This is a genomic window from Mesorhizobium sp. LCM 4577, from assembly GCF_001854795.2.
Lineage (GTDB): Bacteria > Pseudomonadota > Alphaproteobacteria > Rhizobiales > Rhizobiaceae > Mesorhizobium > Mesorhizobium plurifarium.
In genome coordinates this window covers 1-19,360 of the sequence record NZ_MDDU01000046.1, presented here as the reverse complement: position 1 = coordinate 19,360, position 19,360 = coordinate 1, and the positions used below count along the sequence as shown (strand labels likewise).

At 64.0% G+C, this 19,360-nt stretch carries 18 protein-coding genes and 1 other RNA gene; 7 read left to right on the top strand and 12 right to left on the bottom strand.

From position 1 onward, the window contains the following. Positions 1-3: 3 nt before the first annotated feature. From LCM4577_RS27245 to mraZ, 4 genes are read right to left on the bottom strand one after another with little or no spacing between them, the layout of a single operon-like run. On the bottom strand, positions 4-1,728 hold the full coding sequence (locus LCM4577_RS27245; RefSeq protein ID WP_071074211.1) for a penicillin-binding protein 2: 1,725 nt from the start codon (positions 1,726-1,728) through the stop codon (positions 4-6). Then, positions 1,725-2,120, bottom strand: a complete 396-nt coding sequence (locus LCM4577_RS27240) for a hypothetical protein (RefSeq protein ID WP_071031717.1) — start codon at positions 2,118-2,120, stop codon at positions 1,725-1,727. Before LCM4577_RS27240 ends, LCM4577_RS27245 begins: the two co-directional genes overlap by 4 nt. A gap of 4 nt (positions 2,121-2,124) precedes the next feature. Next, a complete protein-coding gene (gene rsmH / locus LCM4577_RS27235; protein ID WP_071074210.1) occupies positions 2,125-3,141 on the bottom strand; it encodes a 16S rRNA (cytosine(1402)-N(4))-methyltransferase RsmH in 1,017 nt (338 codons plus the stop codon). Beyond that, entirely contained in the window at positions 3,138-3,596 is a 459-nt protein-coding gene (gene mraZ / locus LCM4577_RS27230; RefSeq protein WP_040982276.1) for a division/cell wall cluster transcriptional repressor MraZ, read from the bottom strand. The genes rsmH and mraZ overlap by 4 nt, the downstream gene beginning before the upstream one ends. Positions 3,597-3,992: 396 nt before the next feature. On the opposite strand from mraZ, the gene LCM4577_RS27225 reads away from it, so the two are divergent. Next, a complete protein-coding gene (locus LCM4577_RS27225) occupies positions 3,993-5,108 on the top strand; it encodes a cystathionine gamma-lyase (protein WP_071074209.1) in 1,116 nt (371 codons plus the stop codon). Positions 5,109-5,116: 8 nt separating this feature from the next. On the opposite strand, the gene LCM4577_RS27220 is transcribed toward LCM4577_RS27225, so the two are convergent. The 7 genes from LCM4577_RS27220 to LCM4577_RS27190 all read right to left on the bottom strand — a co-directional run bounded on the left by LCM4577_RS27220 (position 5,117) and on the right by LCM4577_RS27190 (position 9,089). After that, on the bottom strand, positions 5,117-5,407 hold the full coding sequence (locus LCM4577_RS27220) for a type II toxin-antitoxin system RelE/ParE family toxin (RefSeq protein ID WP_071074208.1): 291 nt from the start codon (positions 5,405-5,407) through the stop codon (positions 5,117-5,119). Next, positions 5,404-5,688, bottom strand: coding sequence for a type II toxin-antitoxin system ParD family antitoxin (locus LCM4577_RS27215; RefSeq protein WP_040982280.1), 285 nt, complete (start codon positions 5,686-5,688; stop codon positions 5,404-5,406). The genes LCM4577_RS27220 and LCM4577_RS27215 overlap by 4 nt, the downstream gene beginning before the upstream one ends. Positions 5,689-5,839: 151 nt before the next feature. Continuing rightward, positions 5,840-6,235: RNase P RNA component class A (gene rnpB, locus LCM4577_RS27210), an RNA gene on the bottom strand. Positions 6,236-6,370: 135 nt separating this feature from the next. Next, positions 6,371-7,078 carry a lytic transglycosylase domain-containing protein gene (locus LCM4577_RS27205; protein ID WP_071074207.1) on the bottom strand — a complete coding sequence of 236 codons (708 nt, stop codon included), beginning with the start codon at positions 7,076-7,078 and terminating at the stop codon, positions 6,371-6,373. Positions 7,079-7,245: 167 nt separating this feature from the next. Next, a complete protein-coding gene (locus LCM4577_RS27200) occupies positions 7,246-8,031 on the bottom strand; it encodes an N-acetylmuramoyl-L-alanine amidase (protein WP_071074206.1) in 786 nt (261 codons plus the stop codon). Beyond that, the gene (locus LCM4577_RS27195) at positions 8,028-8,747 is read right to left on the bottom strand and encodes a DnaJ family molecular chaperone (RefSeq protein ID WP_041007852.1); all 720 of its coding nucleotides are present in this window, start codon (positions 8,745-8,747) and stop codon (positions 8,028-8,030) included. The genes LCM4577_RS27200 and LCM4577_RS27195 overlap by 4 nt, the downstream gene beginning before the upstream one ends. 135 nt (positions 8,748-8,882) lie before the next feature. Continuing rightward, on the bottom strand, positions 8,883-9,089 hold the full coding sequence (locus tag LCM4577_RS27190) for a hypothetical protein (protein WP_082047404.1): 207 nt from the start codon (positions 9,087-9,089) through the stop codon (positions 8,883-8,885). A gap of 175 nt (positions 9,090-9,264) precedes the next feature. Between LCM4577_RS27190 and LCM4577_RS27185 the strand changes: the two genes are divergently transcribed. Genes LCM4577_RS27185 through LCM4577_RS27175 form a run of 3 tightly spaced genes read left to right on the top strand, consistent with a single transcriptional unit; the run spans position 9,265 to position 14,902 of the window. Then, the gene (locus LCM4577_RS27185) at positions 9,265-12,897 is read left to right on the top strand and encodes a hydantoinase B/oxoprolinase family protein (protein ID WP_071074205.1); all 3,633 of its coding nucleotides are present in this window, start codon (positions 9,265-9,267) and stop codon (positions 12,895-12,897) included. 44 nt (positions 12,898-12,941) lie between these two features. Next, positions 12,942-14,240: a DUF3419 family protein gene (locus LCM4577_RS27180; protein WP_071074204.1), complete on the top strand. Its 1,299-nt coding sequence runs from the start codon at positions 12,942-12,944 to the stop codon at positions 14,238-14,240. Further along, entirely contained in the window at positions 14,237-14,902 is a 666-nt protein-coding gene (locus tag LCM4577_RS27175; RefSeq protein WP_071031726.1) for a class I SAM-dependent methyltransferase, read from the top strand. Before LCM4577_RS27180 ends, LCM4577_RS27175 begins: the two co-directional genes overlap by 4 nt. A 9-nt stretch (positions 14,903-14,911) precedes the next feature. On the opposite strand, the gene LCM4577_RS27170 is transcribed toward LCM4577_RS27175, so the two are convergent. Beyond that, positions 14,912-16,294, bottom strand: coding sequence for a serine hydrolase (locus LCM4577_RS27170; protein ID WP_071074388.1), 1,383 nt, complete (start codon positions 16,292-16,294; stop codon positions 14,912-14,914). Between the two features lie 288 nt (positions 16,295-16,582). On the opposite strand from LCM4577_RS27170, the gene LCM4577_RS27165 reads away from it, so the two are divergent. The 3 genes from LCM4577_RS27165 to LCM4577_RS27155 form a co-directional block, all read left to right on the top strand. Further along, positions 16,583-17,374, top strand: a complete 792-nt coding sequence (locus LCM4577_RS27165; RefSeq protein ID WP_041012145.1) for a GH25 family lysozyme — start codon at positions 16,583-16,585, stop codon at positions 17,372-17,374. Between the two features lie 184 nt (positions 17,375-17,558). Further along, positions 17,559-18,737 carry a lytic murein transglycosylase gene (locus LCM4577_RS27160; protein WP_071074203.1) on the top strand — a complete coding sequence of 393 codons (1,179 nt, stop codon included), beginning with the start codon at positions 17,559-17,561 and terminating at the stop codon, positions 18,735-18,737. 84 nt (positions 18,738-18,821) lie between these two features. Then, the coding region (locus tag LCM4577_RS27155) for a transposase (RefSeq protein WP_131803528.1) at positions 18,822-19,360 on the top strand (539 nt) is incomplete at its 3' end.

The following is a 19,360-nucleotide window of genomic DNA, read 5'->3' as shown; positions in this document are numbered from 1 at the left end:
GAATCACTGATAGGAAACCAGCGTTGCACCATTTTCATGGCTGAAATCTGGCTTCACGCCAAGCATGGCCGCAGAACGCCTGATGATGTTGCCGGCCATAACCCCCGCATTGTTGGCGGCGACGTCCGTCATCCCGGGCTTTTCCGGATGCGGAGCGTCGGCGATCGTGAACACCAGAAATTGCGGATCGTCCATCGGGAAGGCGGCGACGAAGGTGTTGAAATTCAACTCCTTGGAGTAACGGCCGTTGATGACCTTCTCGGCCGTTCCGGTCTTTCCGCCGACCCGGTAGCCGGGGGCCCTGGCGTTTCTGGCCGATCCCTTCTCGGCGTTGAGCGTGTAGAGATAGCGCATGCCTTCGACCGTCTTGTCGCTGACCACTCTCTTGGCCACCGCCATCGCCTCCTCCTCGCTACGGACCAGGAAGGTCGGCTCGATCAGATAGCCCTGCATCAGCGCCGCGCAGCCGACGGCGGCCTGCAGCGGCGTCGTCGACACGCCATGGCCGAAGGYGATGGTGAACGAGTTGACCTGTTTCCAGACCTTGGGTTCGGTCGGACGGGCGACCTCGGGCAGCTCGGTCTGCATCCTGTCCAGAATGCCAAGGCGGTGCAGGAATTCGCGGTGCCCCTCGATGCCGACCAGCTCGGCCTCCCTGGCCGACCCGATATTGGATGAATAGAGGAACACCTCCGGCAGCGACAGCACGCGGTTCTTGCCGTGGAAATCGTGGATGGCCTGGTGGCCGACCCGGATCGGATGCGACGCGTCGAAGCGGCTGTTCATCGTCGCCTTGCCGGAATCGAGCGCCATGGCCGAGGTGAAGCTCTTGAAGGTCGAGCCCATCTCGTAGAGACCCGCGGACATGCGGTTCAGCCGGTCCTTTTCCTGCGCATTGTAAGGGTTGTTCGGATCGAAGTCCGGCACCGAGGCCATCGCCATCACTTCGCCCGTCTTGATGTTCAGCACGACGGCGCCCGCGCCCATGGCGCGATAACGCTCCAGGCCGGCGGCGATCTCGTCGCGCACCACATGCTGGACGCGCAGATCGATCGAAAGCCTGACCGGCTTCAGGTCCCTGGCCACCGCAAGGCCCGACGCCTGCAGGTCGCTCAGCCCCTGCTCGTCGATATACTTCTCCATGCCGGAGATGCCCTGGTTGTCGATGTTGGTCAGACCGACGATATAGGACGAGGTCTCGCCGCTCGGATAGAAGCGCCGCTTCTCGGTGCGGAAGCCGAGGCCCGGGATGCCCAGCGCCAGGATGTCGGACTGCTGCTTCGGAGTCAGCTGGCGCTGCAGCCAGACGAAGCCGGCGCCGCTCTTGAGCTTGCGGTAGGTCTGCTCGTAGTCGATCTCGGGCAACACGGTCGACAATTTCTCGATCGCTTCGTCGGCGTCGACGATGCGGCGCGGCTCGGCGAACAGCGACGCCGTCTTGATGTCGGTCGCCAGCACTTCGCCGTTGCGGTCGACGATATCCGGACGCGACGCCGTGACCCGGCTCTCCGGGCCGCCCGAAAGATCCGGATTCTGCAGCCCGAGATAGACGAGCCTGCCGGCAATGGTCGAATAGATGGTGAAGAACACCGCCATGGTCATGACGATGCGCGTCCTTGCCTTGCCGCCCGTCGCCTTGCGGGCCGCATCGACGACGATCGAGCCGTCCTCAGCCTGCTTCTTTCGGCGCTTCAGCAGGTCACCGATCCTTGGAAGCCGGCTGATCATTGAACGGTGCTCCCGGTGACCACTGGATCCTTGCCGTCCGTTGGCTCCTTGCCCGAATTGTCGGCCATGCCGCCAAGCCGCTGCGAGGAGAGGTCCTCGATGGTCACGGGTTTCACGGGAATGTCGTCGAGGCTGCCGATCTGGTGCGCGTTGACCGGCTCGAGTCCGAGCTGGCTTTTATAGACGTCGGCAAGCTTCTGCAGCCGCGACGGCTGGGTGAGCAGGCTCCAGTCCGCCTTGAGGAGATCGATCGTTTCTTCCTCGTAATGGATCTGCGCCTGGATCTTCTGCACCGCCGCCAATTGCTCTTCGGCTTCCCGCTTCGTCTTGTAGGTCAGGGCCGCGGCCGAGACCATGACGGCGATCAGGACTATGTCGCTGGTACGAAACACGTGCTCACCTCTCCCCCGGCCGCTCGACGGCGGGAAGCTTTGGAAGGCCGAAAATCGAAAAATCGCCGGCGCGCGCCGGCGCATCGGTGCGGATCGCCGCGCGCAGCCTGGCCGAGCGCGCCCGCGGATTGGCGTCCAGCTCGGCTTCTCCGGGCGTCACGCCGCCGCCGGCCTTGCGGAAGGTCGCGACGTGCTGGGGCGCATCGGGCATGTGGCGAGAGCCGCTTGCGGCTTCGGAACGGTCGGCGATGAAGCGCTTGACGATGCGGTCTTCCAGGGAATGGAACGTCACCACCGCGAGTCGCCCGCCGGGCTTCAGCACACGCTCGGCGGCGAGCAGCGCCCTTGCCAGCTCGCCAAGCTCGTCATTGACGAAGATGCGCAGTGCCTGGAAGACGCGCGTGGCCGGATGGATCTTGTCCTTCGGCCCCCGTCCGATATGCGTCTGGATGGCGTCGGCGAGATCGAGCGTGCGTTCGAAAGGCTTCTTCTCGCGCCGGCTCTCGATCATGCGCGCGATGCGTCCGGCATGACGTTCCTCGCCGAGAAAGCCGAAGACGCGGGCAAGATCGCCCGCCTTGAAGGTGTTGACGACGTCGGCCGCGGAGAGACCCGCCTGCGCCATGCGCATATCGAGCGGCCCGTCGGCGCGAAAGGAAAAACCGCGCTCGGCCTGGTCGAGCTGCATGGACGAGACGCCGATGTCGAGCACGACGCCATCGGCGCTTTCGACATGCTCGTCCAGCGTCGAGAACGGCGCCTGGACCAGCCTCAGCCGGCCGCCGGCCCGTTCTTCGAGCGCCCTGCCCGCCGCGATCGCGTCCGGGTCGCGGTCTATGGCGACGACAGAAGCACCGCGATCGAGGATGGCGCCGGTGTAGCCGCCGGCCCCGAATGTCCCATCGATGATGGTATCGCCGGCCTTCGGCGCGAGCGCGTCGAGCACCTCGGCAAGGAGGACCGGAATGTGACGGGCCAGTCCGCCAACGGCGTGAGGGTCATCGCCGTGGCCAGCCATCATTCCGATCGCTCCCCGGGCTTCGTCCCCTGCCGAAGCTGCAAAAGCCTGGCCCGCGCTTGCGCCCCATAGGCGGCAAGCCGTCCCGGCTCCCAAACCTGAAAGAAATTGCCGCGGCCGACAAAGGCCACCTCGTTCGAGATGCCCGTATGCTCGCGGATGAAATCGGTCATGGTGATGCGGCCGTCCTGGTCCAGTTTCAGAAACGTGCCGTCGCCATGGCAGAAGAATGACATGTCGTCCGCCGTTTGCAGGAATGGATCCTCCAGCGCGATCCGCTGCTCGTAGCGGTCGAGCAAATCGAGGCCGCCGACATCCATGGCCGGCAGGTCCAGGCAGCGCAGCGCATAGAGTTCCGAATAGCCGCGTTTCTGCACCACGGCGCGGAAATGCGCCGGAACGGACACCCGCCCCTTCGCATCGATCCTGTTCACCGCATTTGACAGAAACCGGTCCAATGAACGCTACAGCCGCTTCCGCCGCCGTACCCCTTCCCATGTTGTTCTCCGCGCCCTGGCGCTCGCGACAAATCGCTTCGTTCACCGGGGCGAAAACCGGCAAACGCGCAGCCGCCGCGGCTGCCCGATTGGCGTACGCTTCACCCTGACGCGGAACGAAAGCTTGATGATGCGAATGGGATAACATGGGGTGCTATGGGCGTCAACGGGAACAGGCATCACAAACACGCACGCCACAACCAGAAAGCGCAGGCTGAACGCACGTCTCGTCTTTATCGTCCATTAAGCCTAACGAAGCGTTTAGAGCCCTCTGGCCCAAAAAGACGCAGCTTGCTGCGGACGGCCGGCGCGCATAGCGTCGGTTGAGGTTTTCTGCCCTAGCCAAGGATCGAGTTGATGCCCGACACCGCGAAGTCACGCGCCGCGACACTTGCCCATCTGCGCAGCGCCGGTTTCGCCAAGGGCGATCCCATCCCCTTGCCACTGACCATGGCCTCGATCTTCCACGCGCCCGGCGACGCGACCGGCTTCGATCAATACGGCCGCTTCAGCAACCCGACCTGGCATGCCGTCGAGCATGCGCTTGGCCATCTGGAAGATGCGCAATGCGTTGCCTTCCCGTCGGGAATGGCGGCGATTTCCGCGGCCTTCTTCGCGCTCGTCAAATCGGGCGACCGCGTCCTCTTGCCGTCGGACGGCTATCACACGACCCGCGCGCTGGCCGAACGTTTCCTGAAACCGCTCGGCGTTGGCTATGACGTGCGGCCGACGGCAAGCATGCTCGACGGCGGTTTCGCCGGCTACCGGGCGGTCTTCGTCGAGAGCCCGTCGAACCCGCGGCTGGACATCTGCGACATGATCGCCGTCGCCAAGGCCGTCCATGCGCAAGGAGGCGTCCTGATCGTCGACAACACGACGATGACGCCTTTCGGCCAGCGCCCGCTCGATCTTGGCGCGGACATCGTGGTCTCGGCCGACACCAAGGCGATCAATGGCCACTCCGACGTTCTCTTCGGTCATGTCGCCAGCCGCGATCCCGACATTGTCGCCAGGGTGAAGGATTGGCGCGAGACGGCCGGCGGCATCCCCGGTCCGTTCGAGGCCTGGCTCGTGCATCGCGGCCTCGAGACGCTGGAAGTGCGCTTCGACCGCATGTGCTCGTCGGCTGAAACCATCGCGCGGCGGTTGAAGGGACACCGCGCCGTCAGTGGCCTGCGCTTCCCCGGGCTCGAGGGCGATGCCTCGCACAATCTGGCGCGCGCCCAGATGGAGCGCTTCGGCTTCCTGATTTCCTTCGAGCTCGCCTCCGAAGAACAGGCTGAGGCGTTCATCGACGGTTGTCCGCTTATCGAAGCCGCAACGTCCTTTGGCGGCGTGCACACATCCGCCGAGCGGCGCTCGAAGCGCGGCGATGCCGTGCCTCCGGGCTTCGTGCGCCTGGCGATCGGCTGCGAGCCGGTCGAGGAGCTCTGGCAGGCAATCGAGGCGTCGCTGGACAAGATCGCCGGCTAGTCCAACCGCTAAATCAGATCGTCAGCCTCGATTTTGCGCCGACCGTGCAGCACGCGGAGGATTTCGATCGCATTGTCGCCAATTCGATAAAACGTAAGGTATTCCCCGACAACAAGGTGGCGAATGCCCGGCAGGATGTCGTCGCGCGGTGCGCCTGATCGGGGATGGAGGGTGAGCAAGTCCCATCGCTGCTGAAGAGTTTCCACAAAACGGATTGCGGCATTAGGATTGTGCGCGGCGATATAGTCGCCGATAGCTTCGAGGTCAACCAATGCCTGTGGAAGCAGGCGGTACTTCACTCGTCAGCGCCTTTGGCTTCCGCCATCTCCGCATATTTAGCGCGCAATCGCTCCATCAAGGGAGGGCCGTCCAGCGCCGGCCCGCTGTCTATGCCCTCCTGCACCAGCTCCCGCAATTCCTCGATGGTGTAGCCGAGCAGGTCGCGGCGCTCCTTCCATTGCCTGAGCGCGTCGCGGATGACTTCACTGGCTGAGGCGTATTCGCCGGCAGCGACGACATCGTCGACGGCCGCCGCCAGCTCCGGCGAAAGTGTGATGCTGCGTTTGTCGACCTGGCCCATAACGTGCTCCTATTTCGCTCAAGGTACGATTTAATCGCACCAGCTTCAAGGAACAGTTCACCGCGTTCAGGCGATTACGCCCCCGATGTTGAATCAAAAGACACGCCTTCCGGCGTAACCTCCTGATCCCGTTCAGCTATCGCCACGAGAAAATGCCAGCTGGCCTGTAAGCCGGGTTCTGTATGGCCCTCGCCTCGCGGCGAGAACGTGGCGGCCATTCATCTTGGGCGCATGTTGCCACGCGCCTCACGCAACCTACCCGGACGGTGGGCCGGAAACAGCCCTCGAAGGTTTCCCTTCGCACCGCCCCTATTCGGTTTTGCTCCCGGTGGGGTTTGCCGTGCCGCTCCTGTTGCCAGTCGCGCGGTGGGCTCTTACCCCACCCTTTCACCCTTGCCTCGGCAATGCCGGGGCGGTTTGCTTTCTGTGGCACTTTCCCTGGGGTTGCCCCCGCCGGCCGTTAGCCGGCACCGTGTCTCCATGGAGCCCGGACTTTCCTCACCCGCAGCCTTTCGGCTCTCGCGGGCGCGGCCGCCCGGCCAGCTGGCAAGGGCGTATAAAGGGATTCCCGCTTGAAAACGCAAACGAAAAAGCTGGGGTGAGCGCCCGAAGCGCAGTGGATCTGGGACAACGACATGCATGAAATAGACACGCCTTGCCCAAATCCACTTCGACGACGGGCTCAGGCCGGCGAACCCAGCGCCGCCATCTGCAACTTCACCTTGCTGCAATAGGCGGCCGAGATCGGATTCATCCGCGTCGCGCCATGCCCGGCATTGTATTTCAGGATCGTGCCGCAGGTGGTGCCGCCGCCGAGACCTTGCGCCATGGCGAGATACTTCATGCCGTATTTGATGTTGGTGTCGGGATCGAACAACCCCTTGGCCGAACCGGTGTAGCCCATCATGCGCGCCGTGGCCGGCTTGATCTGCATCAGGCCGATCTCGCCGGCGCCGCCGACCATATTCGGCCTGTAGTTGCTTTCGATCTTGATGACGGCCCTCGCCAGCGACACCGGCACGCCATAGCTCGCGGCATAGCGGGCAATGATCGCCGAATATTGGCCGCCGCCCGTCACTGGGGACGACAAAGCCGGCTTCTCAGGGCGGATGGAAGCTGTCGCGGTCAGGTCGATGGTCTGCCTGTTGCGCTTCGAATTGCGCCTTGCTGATTTTTTCGCCGCTTTGGCGACAGCGACCTTCTCTAGCTTGGTCGAGGCGGTTCTTTTGATCTTTGAACCCGTGGCGGCCGGGCTTGCCTTCGGTGCCGCGGGGGCGGCTGCAAAGCCATTGTCACCCCGTAAGCTCAGAGGGGCACTGTTCGCTGGATTGAAGGCAAGAGTCATCACTCCGGCAGCAACGGCTGCCGCTACAACGGTCAATCTTTGCATGTAGTCCTGTTCTGTTAGAGCCGCGCGAAGAACTTCACGCAGTTAGGTCAACTCAACATCGGGCATCTTGGGGGGATAGACGCCCGACAACTTGCAGGACGGGCATTTGCAGGCGGAATTGGCGCCAATGAAGGCGGCGCAATTCACTTTAAATGACAGATTGTAATTTAAGGAACTTGTCGCGACTGTTTGACGGTGCCTGCCTTTGCGGAAGCCAGGAGCCGTTCCAGCGTGCGGATCGTCGATTTGTCCGCCACGCCATCGACCAGGCGCCGCCGGAAATGCCGCTGGAACGCTGCCACGACGATTTCCGTCTGCTTGTCGTATTCACCCGATATCTCGACGCCGTAGCCGTAGAGCGCCAGCATCGATTGCAGCGTCTCGACATCGGAGCCGGCGTCGCCGGCCTTCAGCGCGGCGCCGGGCTTTATCGCCGCGGCCGGCACGAGGTGGCCGATACCGGCCGCGAACAGCGCCTTCCAGGGAAATTTCTCGCCGGGATCGACCTTACGGCCCGGGGCCACGTCCGAATGCGCGACCACCCTTGCCGCGGGGATCGAATAACGGCCCACGATACCCGCGCACAACTCGATCACGGCGCCGATCTGCCGCCTCGGGAAAGCCTTGTAGCCCAGCGAATGTCCGGGATTGACGATCTCAATGCCGACCGAACAGGAGTTGATGTCGGTACGGCCGAGCCAGGAGCTCTTGCCGGCATGCCAGGCGCGGTCGCTCTCGCGCACCATCTGCACGATGCGGCCGTCCTCATGAACAAGATAGTGCGAGGATACTTCGCTTGCCGGATCGCACAGCCACGCCTCGGCGCCGGCGCCGCTTGCCATGCCGGTATAATGCAGCACGATCATATCGGGCCGAAGGGTCTCGCGGCGCGGACCGAAATTCGGCGAGACCCGGACCTCGGCGCCTGGCTGGTCGGGCGAAAAGCCGCTCATGCGTGCCTGAGGCCCCGCTCGATCATCTCATAGGCGGCATTGATCGCCGCCACCCTGCTCGTGGCGATCTTGATGAATTCCTGCGGCAGGCCGCGCGCGATCAACCTGTCCGGATGATTGTCGGAGATCAGCTTGCGATAGCGTTTTCTGATCTCCTCGAACGGCTTGCCGCGTTCGATGCCCAGAACGACGTAAGGATCGGCGGCGCCGAGATTGACGTGCCTGGACAGGATCGCCTCGTAATGCACCTCGTCGATCCGAAAGATCTCGGCGATCCGGTGCAGGAATTGCCCTTCCCGCTCATGGATGAGCCCGTCCGCCTTGGCGATATGGAACAGCCCGTCGAGTATGTCTTCCAGCATCATGCAGTTGGCATGGCCGGAACCGCAGAGCTGCGCCATGCGCTGGGCATAGGTCTCGAAGCCGGCGACGTCCTGCTTGGCGATATCGTAAAGCCGCGCCACATTGCGTGTCTCGCTCGGCGGCACCTCGAAGATTTCCTGGAAGGCGCGCACCTCGTCCTGCGTCACGATGCCGTCGGCCTTGGCCATCTTGGCCGAAAGCGCGATCATTGCCACCGAGAAAGCCACGCGCCGGCGCAGGTCCGGATCGCCGGAAAACACGGTGCGCACGGCTTCCACGACATCCGCGACTCCCGAGGACGCCGACGACGAAACACGAGCGATGAAGTCGCCAAGGCGGTCCCAAATCGACATGTCGGCTTCATAGTGCGAACCGGGCGGTTCTATCAAGCCGGGACGATGCCGCAGGGGTAATCGCGATGTACGGGATCGATGGCGCAAAAAGAAGGCCGGCATTGCCAGCCTTCTTCGATGCTGTCGGTCAGGCTCTTACTGCGCGGGCGCGGCAGGAGCCGGATTTGTTGCCGGAGCCGGTTCAGCAGGCTTCGAAGCGTCGGGCGAAGCTGGCTTCATGGGCTGCTCGTTGGCCGGGGGAGTGGTGCTCTGGGTTGTGGTCTTGTCGGTACCATTGTCGCTACAAGCCGCGACCCCCAGCAGGGCGAGCGCCGACACAGACGCCAGGATGATCTTCTTCATGGTATCTCTCCTTCGACAGACGCTCACATTTCGGTGAGCGGTCGCAGGGGAAATGCATCAGCAGGCTGCCGGTTTCGTAACGTTGCATTTCTATGTGTAACATCAACTTGCGATTGCTGGCGCGGAAATCCCGAACTAACAGAACATACGCTCGAAGACATGATGGATAAGCAGGATGCCGGCAGCCGCGGAAACAAAGAAATGGGACTTCTGGATCGACCGCGGCGGCACTTTCACCGACATCATCGGCCGTGATCCGCAGGGACACCTGCACCCTCGAAAACTTCTTTCCGAGAATCCCGAGGCCTATGCGGACGCCGCTATCCAGGGCATCCGTGACCTGCTGGGCTTGAAAGCGGGCGCCGCCATTTCCGCCGCCGCGATCGGCGACGTCAAAATGGGCACGACCGTTGCCACCAATGCGTTGCTCGAGCGCAAGGGCGACCGCGTGCTTCTGCTCATCACCAAGGGTTTTCGCGACGCCTTGCGCATTGCCTATCAGGCGAGGCCGGACATTTTCGCCAAGAAGATCATCCTGCCGGAGCAGCTCTACGAGCGCGTCGTCGAGATCGACGAGCGCGTGCGCGCCGACGGCTGCGTCGAGCGCCTGCTCGACATCGCGGCCTGCCGCCCGGCGATCGAACAGGCCAGGGCGGACGGCATCGACGCGGTCGCCATTGTCTTCATGCATGCCTGGAAATATCCGGACCACGAAAAGGCCGTCGCGAAAGTCTGCCGCAAGATCGGCTTCAGCCAGATCTCGGTCTCCCACGAGGTCTCGCCGCTCATCAAGCTGGTCGGCCGCGGCGACACCACCGTGGTCGACGCTTATCTGTCGCCTATCCTGTCGCGTTACGTGCGGCGGGTGGCGAGAGAGCTAGGCCCCGGCCCGCGCCTGATGTTCATGATGTCGTCTGGCGGACTGACCGCCGCCGACATGTTCCAGGGCAAGGACGCGCTGCTTTCGGGGCCGGCAGGCGGAGTCGTCGGCATGGTCGAGACGGCGAAGCTCGCAGGCTTCGAGAAGGTCATCGGCTTCGACATGGGCGGCACCTCGACCGACGTTGCCCACTATGATGGGGAATACGAACGCGCCTTCGACACCGAGGTCGCCGGCGTGCGCATCCGCGCGCCGATGATGCGCATCCACACCGTCGCCGCCGGCGGCGGCTCGATCCTGCATTATGAAGCGGGCCGTTTCCGCGTCGGTCCGGATTCCGCCGGCGCCAATCCAGGCCCAGCCGCTTACCGGCGCGGTGGTCCGCTCGCCGTCACCGACGCCAATGTCATGCTCGGCAAATTGCAGCCCGATTTCTTCCCGGCGATCTTCGGCGCGAGCCAGGACCAGCCGCTCGACATCGGCACGGTTAGCGAAAAATTTGCAGCACTTGCCGCCGAGATCGGCGACGGCCGAACGCCCGAGGCGGTGGCCGAAGGCTTTGTCACCATCGCTGTCGAGAACATGGCCAATGCCATCAAGAAGATCTCGGTGCAGCGCGGCTACGACGTCACCGAATACCTCCTCAATTGCTTCGGCGGTGCCGGCGGTCAGCACGCCTGCCTCGTCGCCGACGCGCTCGGCATGGAGGCCGTGCTCATCCATCCTTTTTCGGGGCTGCTTTCGGCTTACGGCATCGGCCTTTCGTCGGTCTTCGCCTCACGCCAGCAGGCGCTGCTGGAGCCGCTTGCCGAAGAATCCCGCGCGGCGATCGAGACACTCATCGCTGCCTTGCGCACCGACGTTGTCGCCGAGCTTGGCAAGCAGGGCATTGCCGAGGACGCGGTTTCAACGAGACCTGTCCTGCATATTCGCTATGACGGCACCGATACGGCGCTGCCGGTGAATTTCGAGCATGGCTCGACCTTCCGCGCGAGGAGCGATTTCGAGGCCGCGCACAGGGCGCAGTTCGGTTTCGTCTACGACGACAAGCCGATCGTCGTCGAGACCGTTGCCGTCGAAGGCATGGAGACGGCTCGACAGGACAAGGCCGAAGCGTATGCCCCTGCCCGATCGGCGGGGGTCGAGGTCAAGCCTTCGGAAAGCCGGCGCATCTACACCGAGGGCCGCTGGCGCGAAGCCGGCGTCTATCGCCGTGAAAACCTGCGACCGTCCAACACGGTAGCGGGACCCGCGCTGATCATCGAGCCGAACCAGACCATCGTCGTCGAGCCGGGCTGGCGGGCCGAAATCACCAGCCTCGACCACGTCGTGATCCGCCGGATGGAACGGAAGGTGCGCGTCGCGGCGCTCGGCACCGAGGCCGATCCGGTGATGTTGGAGGTCTTCAACAACCTCTTCATGTCGATTGCCGAGCAGATGGGCGTGACACTGCAGAACACCGCCTATTCGGTCAACATCAAGGAACGGCTCGACTTCTCCTGCGCCGTCTTCGACCGCCATGGCGCGCTGGTGGCCAACGCACCGCACATGCCGGTGCATCTCGGCTCAATGGACCGTTCCGTCGAAACCATCATCCGCCTGAATTCCGGCGACATCCATCCGGGCGACGTGTTCGCGCTCAATGCGCCTTACAATGGCGGCACGCATTTGCCCGATATCACCGTGGTGACGCCTGTCTTCGACGATGCGCGCGAGGAGATCCTGTTCTGGGCGGCCTCGCGCGGCCACCACGCCGATGTCGGCGGCACCGCGCCCGGCTCGATGACGCCTTTGGCCACGACGGTCGACGAGGAAGGCGTGCTGTTCGACAATTTCCGCATCGTCGATCGCGGCCGCTTCCGTGAGAAGGAGCTGGAGACGCTGCTCACCGACCATCCTTACCCCGCGCGCAATCCCGTCCAGAACATCGCCGACCTGAAGGCGCAGATCGCCGCCAACGAAAAGGGCGTGGCGGAACTGCGCAAGATGGTCGCGCATTTCGGCCTCGATGTCGTCGAAGCCTATATGGGCCATGTCCAGGACAATGCCGCCGAGAGCGTGCGCCGCGTGATCGAACGGCTTCCCGACAGCGCCGCTTACGAATACCCCACCGACACCGGCCAGGTGATCAGGGTCAAGATCACCGTCGATCGCCAGAAGCGCGAGGCGACCGTCGATTTCACCGGCACCTCGCCGGTCATGAAGAACAATTTCAACGCGCCGGAGCCGGTAGCGCGCGCCGCCGTGCTCTATGCCTTCCGCGTCATGGTCGAGGACATGATCCCGATGAATGCCGGATGTCTGCGGCCGATCAACATCGTCATCCCAGACGGCTCGATGCTGAAGCCCGCCTACCCTGCCGCCGTCGTCGCCGGCAATGTCGAGACCTCGCAGCATGTCACCAACGCGCTGTTCGGCGCGATGGCCGCGATCGCCAATGCGCAAGGCACGATGAACAACCTCACCTTCGGCAACAGGAAATACCAGTATTACGAGACGATCTGCTCCGGCTCGCCGGCCGGCCGAATGAATTCGGGCCGCGGCTTCGCCGGCACCTCCGGCGTGCACACCCATATGACCAATTCGCGCCTCACCGACCCGGAGGTGCTGGAACTGCGCTTCCCCGTCGTGCTGGAAGACTTCCACATCCGCGAGGGTTCCGGCGGTAAGGGCAAGTGGAATGCCGGCGACGGCACCAGGCGCACCATCCGCTTCCTTGAAAAGATGGAATGCGCGATCCTGTCCTCGCACCGCAATCGGCCTCCTCAAGGCCTCGAAGGCGGCGGCGACGGCGAGGCCGGCTCGACCAAGGTCAGGCGCAATGACGGCTCGATCGATGTACTGAAGGCCTGCGACCAGACCACGCTCGACGCCGGCGAGGCCGTCATCGTCACCACGCCGACGCCGGGGGCGTTCGGAAAATCGTAAGAATTCGTGACGGCCTGCCGTCAACAGGCTGTCACCTGCCTGTCATGACGCTGCGCTACCCGCTTGCGCCAACGCAAACGGGGAATCGCCATTCCATGTCGGACGTATCCGGAGAACTCGTTTATCGTCGTGGCAAGGAAGTCGGAAAGGCGGTCTACCAGAACCGGGCATTGTCGAAGGATGGCATTTCCGAGCGGCTCTTCGCCTTCCTGTTCTCCGGCCTCGTCTATCCGCAGATCTGGGAAGACCCCGACGTCGACATGGAGGCCATGCAGCTTGGCGCCGGTCACCGGGTCGTCACGATCGCTTCGGGCGGCTGCAACATCCTGGCCTACCTGACCCGCTCGCCGGCCCGGGTCGACGCCGTCGATCTCAACGCCGCGCACATCGCGCTGAACCGCATGAAGCTGGAAGCGGTGCGACACCTGCCGTCGCAAGGCGACCTGTTCCGCTTCTTCGGCGCCGCCGGCACCAGCCACAATTCGGACGCCTATGACCGCTTCATCGCACCGCATCTCGATCCGGTGAGTCGCCATTACTGGGAGCGCCGCAATTGGCGCGGCCGCCGCCGCATCTCGGTCTTCGACCGCAACTTCTACCAGACCGGCCTGCTCGGCCTATTCATCGCCATGGGCCATCGTGTCGGCAAGCTGTTCGGTGTCGACCCGGCCGGCATCATGAAGGCGCAGAATATCGGCGAGCAGCGTCGCTTCTTCAACGAGGAACTGGCGCCGGTCTTCGACAAGAAGCTCCTGCGCTGGGCGACGTCACGCAAAGCCTCTCTGTTCGGCCTCGGCATTCCGCCGGCGCAGTACGATTCGCTGATCACCTCCGGCGACGGCTCGATGGCGAGCGTGCTGAAGGCACGGCTGGAAAAGCTAGCCTGCGACTTCCCGCTGAAGAACAATTACTTCGCCTGGCAGGCCTTCGCCCGCCGCTATCCACAACCTGGCGAGGCAGCGCTGCCGGCCTATCTGGAACAGCGCAACTACAAGACGATCCGCGACAACATCGATCGCGTCGCCATCCACCATGCCAACCTGATCAAGTTCCTGGCGGCCAAGGAGGCGGGCAGCGTCGACCGCTTCGTCCTGCTCGACGCGCAGGACTGGATGACCGACGACCTGCTCAACGCGCTGTGGACCGAGATCACCCGCACCGCTTCGGTGGGCGCGCGCGTCATATTCCGCACCGCGGCGGAGCCCAGCTTGCTGCCTGGCCGCGTCTCCAGTTCGCTGCTCGACCAATGGACCTACGAGGCCGACGCCTCGCGCGAATTCTCGGCAAAAGACCGCTCGGCGATCTATGGCGGCTTCCACCTCTATGTGAAGCGTGCCGCATGAGCACGACGGACCTGCCGGCCAGCCACGCCGAACTGATGGACGGCGTCTACCGCTGGCAGCGCCATATCTATGACCTCACCCGCAAGTACTACCTGCTCGGCCGTGACCGTCTGATCCGCGGGCTGGACGTGCCGCAGGGCGGCACCGTCCTTGAGCTTGGCTGCGGCACCGGCCGCAATATAGCGCTTGCCGCCCGCCGCTATCCGCAGGCCCGCTTCTTCGGTTTGGATATCTCGGCCGAGATGCTGGAGACGGCAAACGCGGCCATCGCTCGTGAAGGTCTCTCCGGCAAGGTCAGCCTGGCGCGCGGCGACGCCACCGATTTCGACGCCAAGGCTCTCTTCGGCATCGAACGCTTCGACCGCGTCTTTGTCTCCTATTCGCTGTCGATGATCCCCGGCTGGGAAAAGACCGTATCGGCCGCCCTTGCTGCGCTCGCCCCCGGCGGTTCGCTGCACGTCGTCGATTTCGGCCAGCAGGAAGGACTGCCGCGCTGGTTCCGCGCGCTCCTGCGCGGCTGGCTGCGGAAATTCCATGTCACACCACGCGCGTCGCTGCGCGACGTGCTTGAATCGGAATCGCAGCGCACCGGCGCAACCTTCCGTTTCAGAACGCTTTATCGCGGCTATGCCTGGCTGGGCGTGATCGGATCCGGCAGATAGCAATCGCTATCAATGCAGCGCCTTCACCAGCGCGCCCACCATGGTCTGCGGCCGATAGCCGAATTTCGCCGGCGTCAGCCCAAGCCGCACCACCACCAGTTGCTCCGACGGGATGATCGCCGCCGTCTGGCCGTCATGGCCTTCCATCCAATAGGTGTCCTTGGGCAAGCCTGCGGCGACGCCCGCACCGGGCTTTTCCTCATCGCCCGGGCCCTCGATCCAGAGCTGGCCTTTGCCATAGACCTTCGAGGCCAGCGCCGGCTCGCGCATCCAGTCGACGAACCCGGCCGGCAGGATCTGGTTTCCGTTCCAGACGCCACCCTGCAGCAGAAACTGGCCGAAGCGCGCCCAGTCATGCGCCGTGGCGTAGAGATAGGACGAGCCGACGAAAGTGCCCTGCTCGTCGGTTTCGAGCACGGCGCTCTTCATGCCGAGCGGCTCGAACAGCGCCGTGCGCGGCCATGCCAGCGCCTTCGCCTTGTCGCCGATCGCGTCCTGCCACAATCTCGACAGCATCACCGCCGTGCCGCTCGAATAGGAAAATACTTTTCCCACCTCGCCGGTCAGCGGTTGGGCCTCGGCAAAGCCCGCCATGTCCGGCTCGAGATAGAGCATGCGCGTCACATCGGCGACATCGCCATAATCCTCGTTGAACGCCAGCCCGCTCGACATCGCCATCATGTCGGCAAGGCTGATGGCGGCGCGGCCATCGGCCTTCCACGGCGCGAACAGGCCCTTGTTGTCGATCGCCAGCTTGCCGTCCTTGACCAGGGTCCCGACGATGGCCGCATTCACCGTCTTGGTCATTGACCAGCCGAGCAGCGGCGTCTTGGCCGAAAAACCCTCACCATAACGTTCCGCTACGACGCGGCCGTTCTTCACCACCACGATGGCGCGCATGCCGATGCCGGCCATGGCGGCATCGTCGACGATCTTCGCCACTTCCGGGTTCTGCGAAGCATCCACCCGCTCGCCCTCGGGCCAGAGCGCATCAGGCTGCGCCGCGGCGGGCGGCACCGCACGCAGCGAGGTCTGCCGCGCTTTGCCGGTATCGCCGTCGGGAACCGATGCGCAGCCGACGCCGAAGCGTTCTACGGCAACGCTCTTGCCGAAAACCCAGAGCAGCCCAGCCGAAACCATCCCCCTTTCTCTGTCGACCGACACCTTCATCAGCCTGAGCAGCGGATGGCCCGGCGCCTGCACGTCGACCGCCAGCACCTGGTTCGGGTCGCGGCCGGCGATGAAGACGTTCGAGCAGACGATCTTGGCCGAATAGCCGGAGCCGACGCGGATCAGYTCGGGCGGGGCGAAATAGAGCCAGGCGAAGAGCGCCGCGACCGCCAGGACCGCAAGGCCAAGCAGCCATTTGATGAACTTCACGACAGCCCGCATCTTTCCCCGCCTTTTGGATTCGCCGGCTCGATTTATGTCATTGATTTGCCGCCATTGCTTCCGCAAAATCATCGGCGTTGTCGAGCGCCGTCAATGGATTCTCAACCATGTTCGGCGATCTACTGCTTCATGTCGCCCAAAAGTGCGCAGCGGTTTTGGGACAACGACATGGACAGACAACAGCAGTTGGGGCGGTCCTGTGGGGCGACCGTCCGGAGGGGCCTGCGCAAGCAACGGCCATCTGCAAAGACCCATCAGCGGCCGGCTGGACCCGGCTCGGGGAATGTCATGCGCCGTCTTGCGGCCATCCTGATGCTGACGCTGCTCTGCGCCTGCTCGACCGTCGACGACCTTTCGCCGTTGTCGCCCTCCGCGCAGACTGTTGCGGTGCGCGCGCCCAAATTCGAGGACTCCAAGCCGCATGAGTGGGACAGCGGCGCGCCGTGGACCTACGCCATCCACGGCACGGATGTTTCCAAATACCAGACCTCGGTCGATTGGCCCACGGCGAGAGCCAGCGGCATCTCCTTCGCCTTCATCAAGGCGACGGAAGGCGGCGATCGTTTCGACGACTATTTCAACGAGCACTGGGCGCGCACCAAGGCTGCCGGAATTCCGCGCGCGGCCTATCACTTCTTCTATTTCTGCACGCCGGCCGAGACCCAGGCGCGCTGGTTCATCGCCAATGTCCCGCGGGACCCGTCGGCGATGCCGCCGGTGCTCGACATGGAATGGAACCCGAAATCGCCGACATGCAGGCTGCGCCCCGACCCGGCCACCGTGCGCAGCGAAATGAGCGTTTTCCTGCAAATGGTCGAGCGCCATTACGGCAAGAAGCCGATCATCTACACCTCGCTCGACTTCTTCGACGACAACCAGTTGGCGAGCTTCCGCGGCTATCCCTATTGGCTGCGCTCGGTCGCCGGCCACCCGCGCGAAAAATACGGCAGTCATCCCTTCACCTTCTGGCAGTACACCGGCACCGGCATCGTGCCCGGCATGACCGGCAAGTCCGACATCAACGTCTTCAACGGCTCGGAAGCCGCCTGGAAGAAGTGGCTGCGGCAGAACACCCGTTGACAACCGATCCCCCGCCTGCTTTTCGACACGGCGGGCGGCGAAACATGCAACCGCTGGTAATCCGGAGCGGCGCTTTCGCGCGAGTGTATGGCGCGGCTCCCGAACTTTGAAATCCTCGCATGCGCCTGTCCGATCCCGATCCGGGACCACGATGGGGCCATGCGCCGGTCTCGAAAGGAAAGCGATGCGATTGCGCGTTGAAATCCTGGCGGCGCTCTTCCTCGGCGCGTCGGCGCTGCCCGTCGCGGCACAGGAATGCGGCGGCGATTTCGAGGCCTGGAAGCAGGCCGTCGCGGCCGAAGCCAAGGCGGCCGGCGTCGGCGCCACCGGCCTCGACGCGTTGGAGGACGCCACTATCGATGAGCGCGCGTTGGCGCGCGACCGCGCCCAGGGCGTCTTCACCCAGACCTTCACCGAATTCGCCAACCGCATGATCTCGGCCTACCGCCTGAAGCAGGGCGCGGCCAATCTGAAGAAATATGCCGACGTCTTCGACCGCGCCGACAAGGAGTTCGGCGTCCAGCCGGCGATCATCGCCGCCTTCTGGGGGTTGGAGACCGATTTCGGCGCCGTGCAGGGCGATTTCCACACGCTGAACGCGCTGGTGACGCTCTCGCATGACTGCCGCCGGCCTCAGCTGTTCCGGCAGCAATTGGTGCCGCTGCTCACCCTGATCGACCGCGGCGTGCTGCCGGCCGACGTCAAGGGCGCCTGGGCCGGCGAGATCGGCCAGACGCAGATCCTGCCGACCGACTATCTTGCCAAGGGCGTCGATGGCGACGGCGACGGCAAGGTCGATCTCAGGAACAGCGTGCCGGACGTCATCATGACGACCGCCAACAAAATCATGTCGCGCGGCTGGAAGCGTGACCAGCCCTGGGTCCAGGAAGTGCGCGTCCCCGACGAGATGCCATGGGACCAGACCRGCCGCACCAACAAGCTGCCGTTGTCGCAATGGGCGCAATGGGGCGTCACCGAACCCAATGGCAACCCGCTCATCGACAATGGTCTGAAAGCCGGCCTGGCGCTGCCGATGGGCCGCAAGGGTCCGGCCTTCCTGACCTACGACAATTTCGACGTCTATCTGGAATGGAACCAGTCCTTCACCTACGCGCTGACGGCGGCCGTGCTTGCCACGCGCCTCGCCGGCGCGCCGCAATTCGATCCGCGCACGCCCGAACAGGGCCTCAGCGGCGACCAGATGAAGGCGCTGCAGACCAAGCTCGAAGCCAAGGGCTACGACGTCGGCACGGTCGACGGCATCCTCGGCACCAACACCCGCGAAGCGATCCGCAAGGAGCAGGCGCGGCTGGGCCTGCCCGTGGATGGTTGGCCGACGCCGGAACTGCTGGCAAAATTGTAGCCCCCTCTCCTTCTCCCCTTGTGAGGGCTTTGCACAGAATCGGATCAGTGATTCCATGCGGATATCCGGCAAGGAGGATTCGCGATGGTCGATCGAGTGCTTGGTCAGTTGAGCCTGGCGGACGGTYTTGCGTCGGCGGATGAGACGATCTTCGACCTGRTAGCRAAGGAACTGGACTGGGCGCCGATCCGAACCTTGCTTGGTCAGCGCAGCGGTCCCGGCTCCGGCAACACCAGCTATCCGGCCGAACCGCTGCTGCGCTGTCTCTTGCTGGGCGTGTGGCATGGGCTGAGCGATCCAGCACTGGAGGCGCAAATTCGGGACCGGCTGTCGTTCCGCCGCTTTGCCGGCTTCAGCCTTTCGGACCGCACGCCCGATCATTCGACGCTGTGGCGTTTTCGCGATGAGCTGACGCGCGAGCGGCTGATCGACAAGGTGTTTGAGGAGGTCAACCGTCAGTTGGAGGGCAAGGGCCTGATCGTCAAGCGCGGCACCTTGGTCGACGCCACGTTCCTGCAGGCGCGCGGCCGGCCGACCAAGCAGCCGAAGAAGGGCCACCAGGGGCCGATCAAGCCCTCGGCCGATCCGGATGCGCGCTGGGGCAAGAAGGGCAAGAAGAGCAC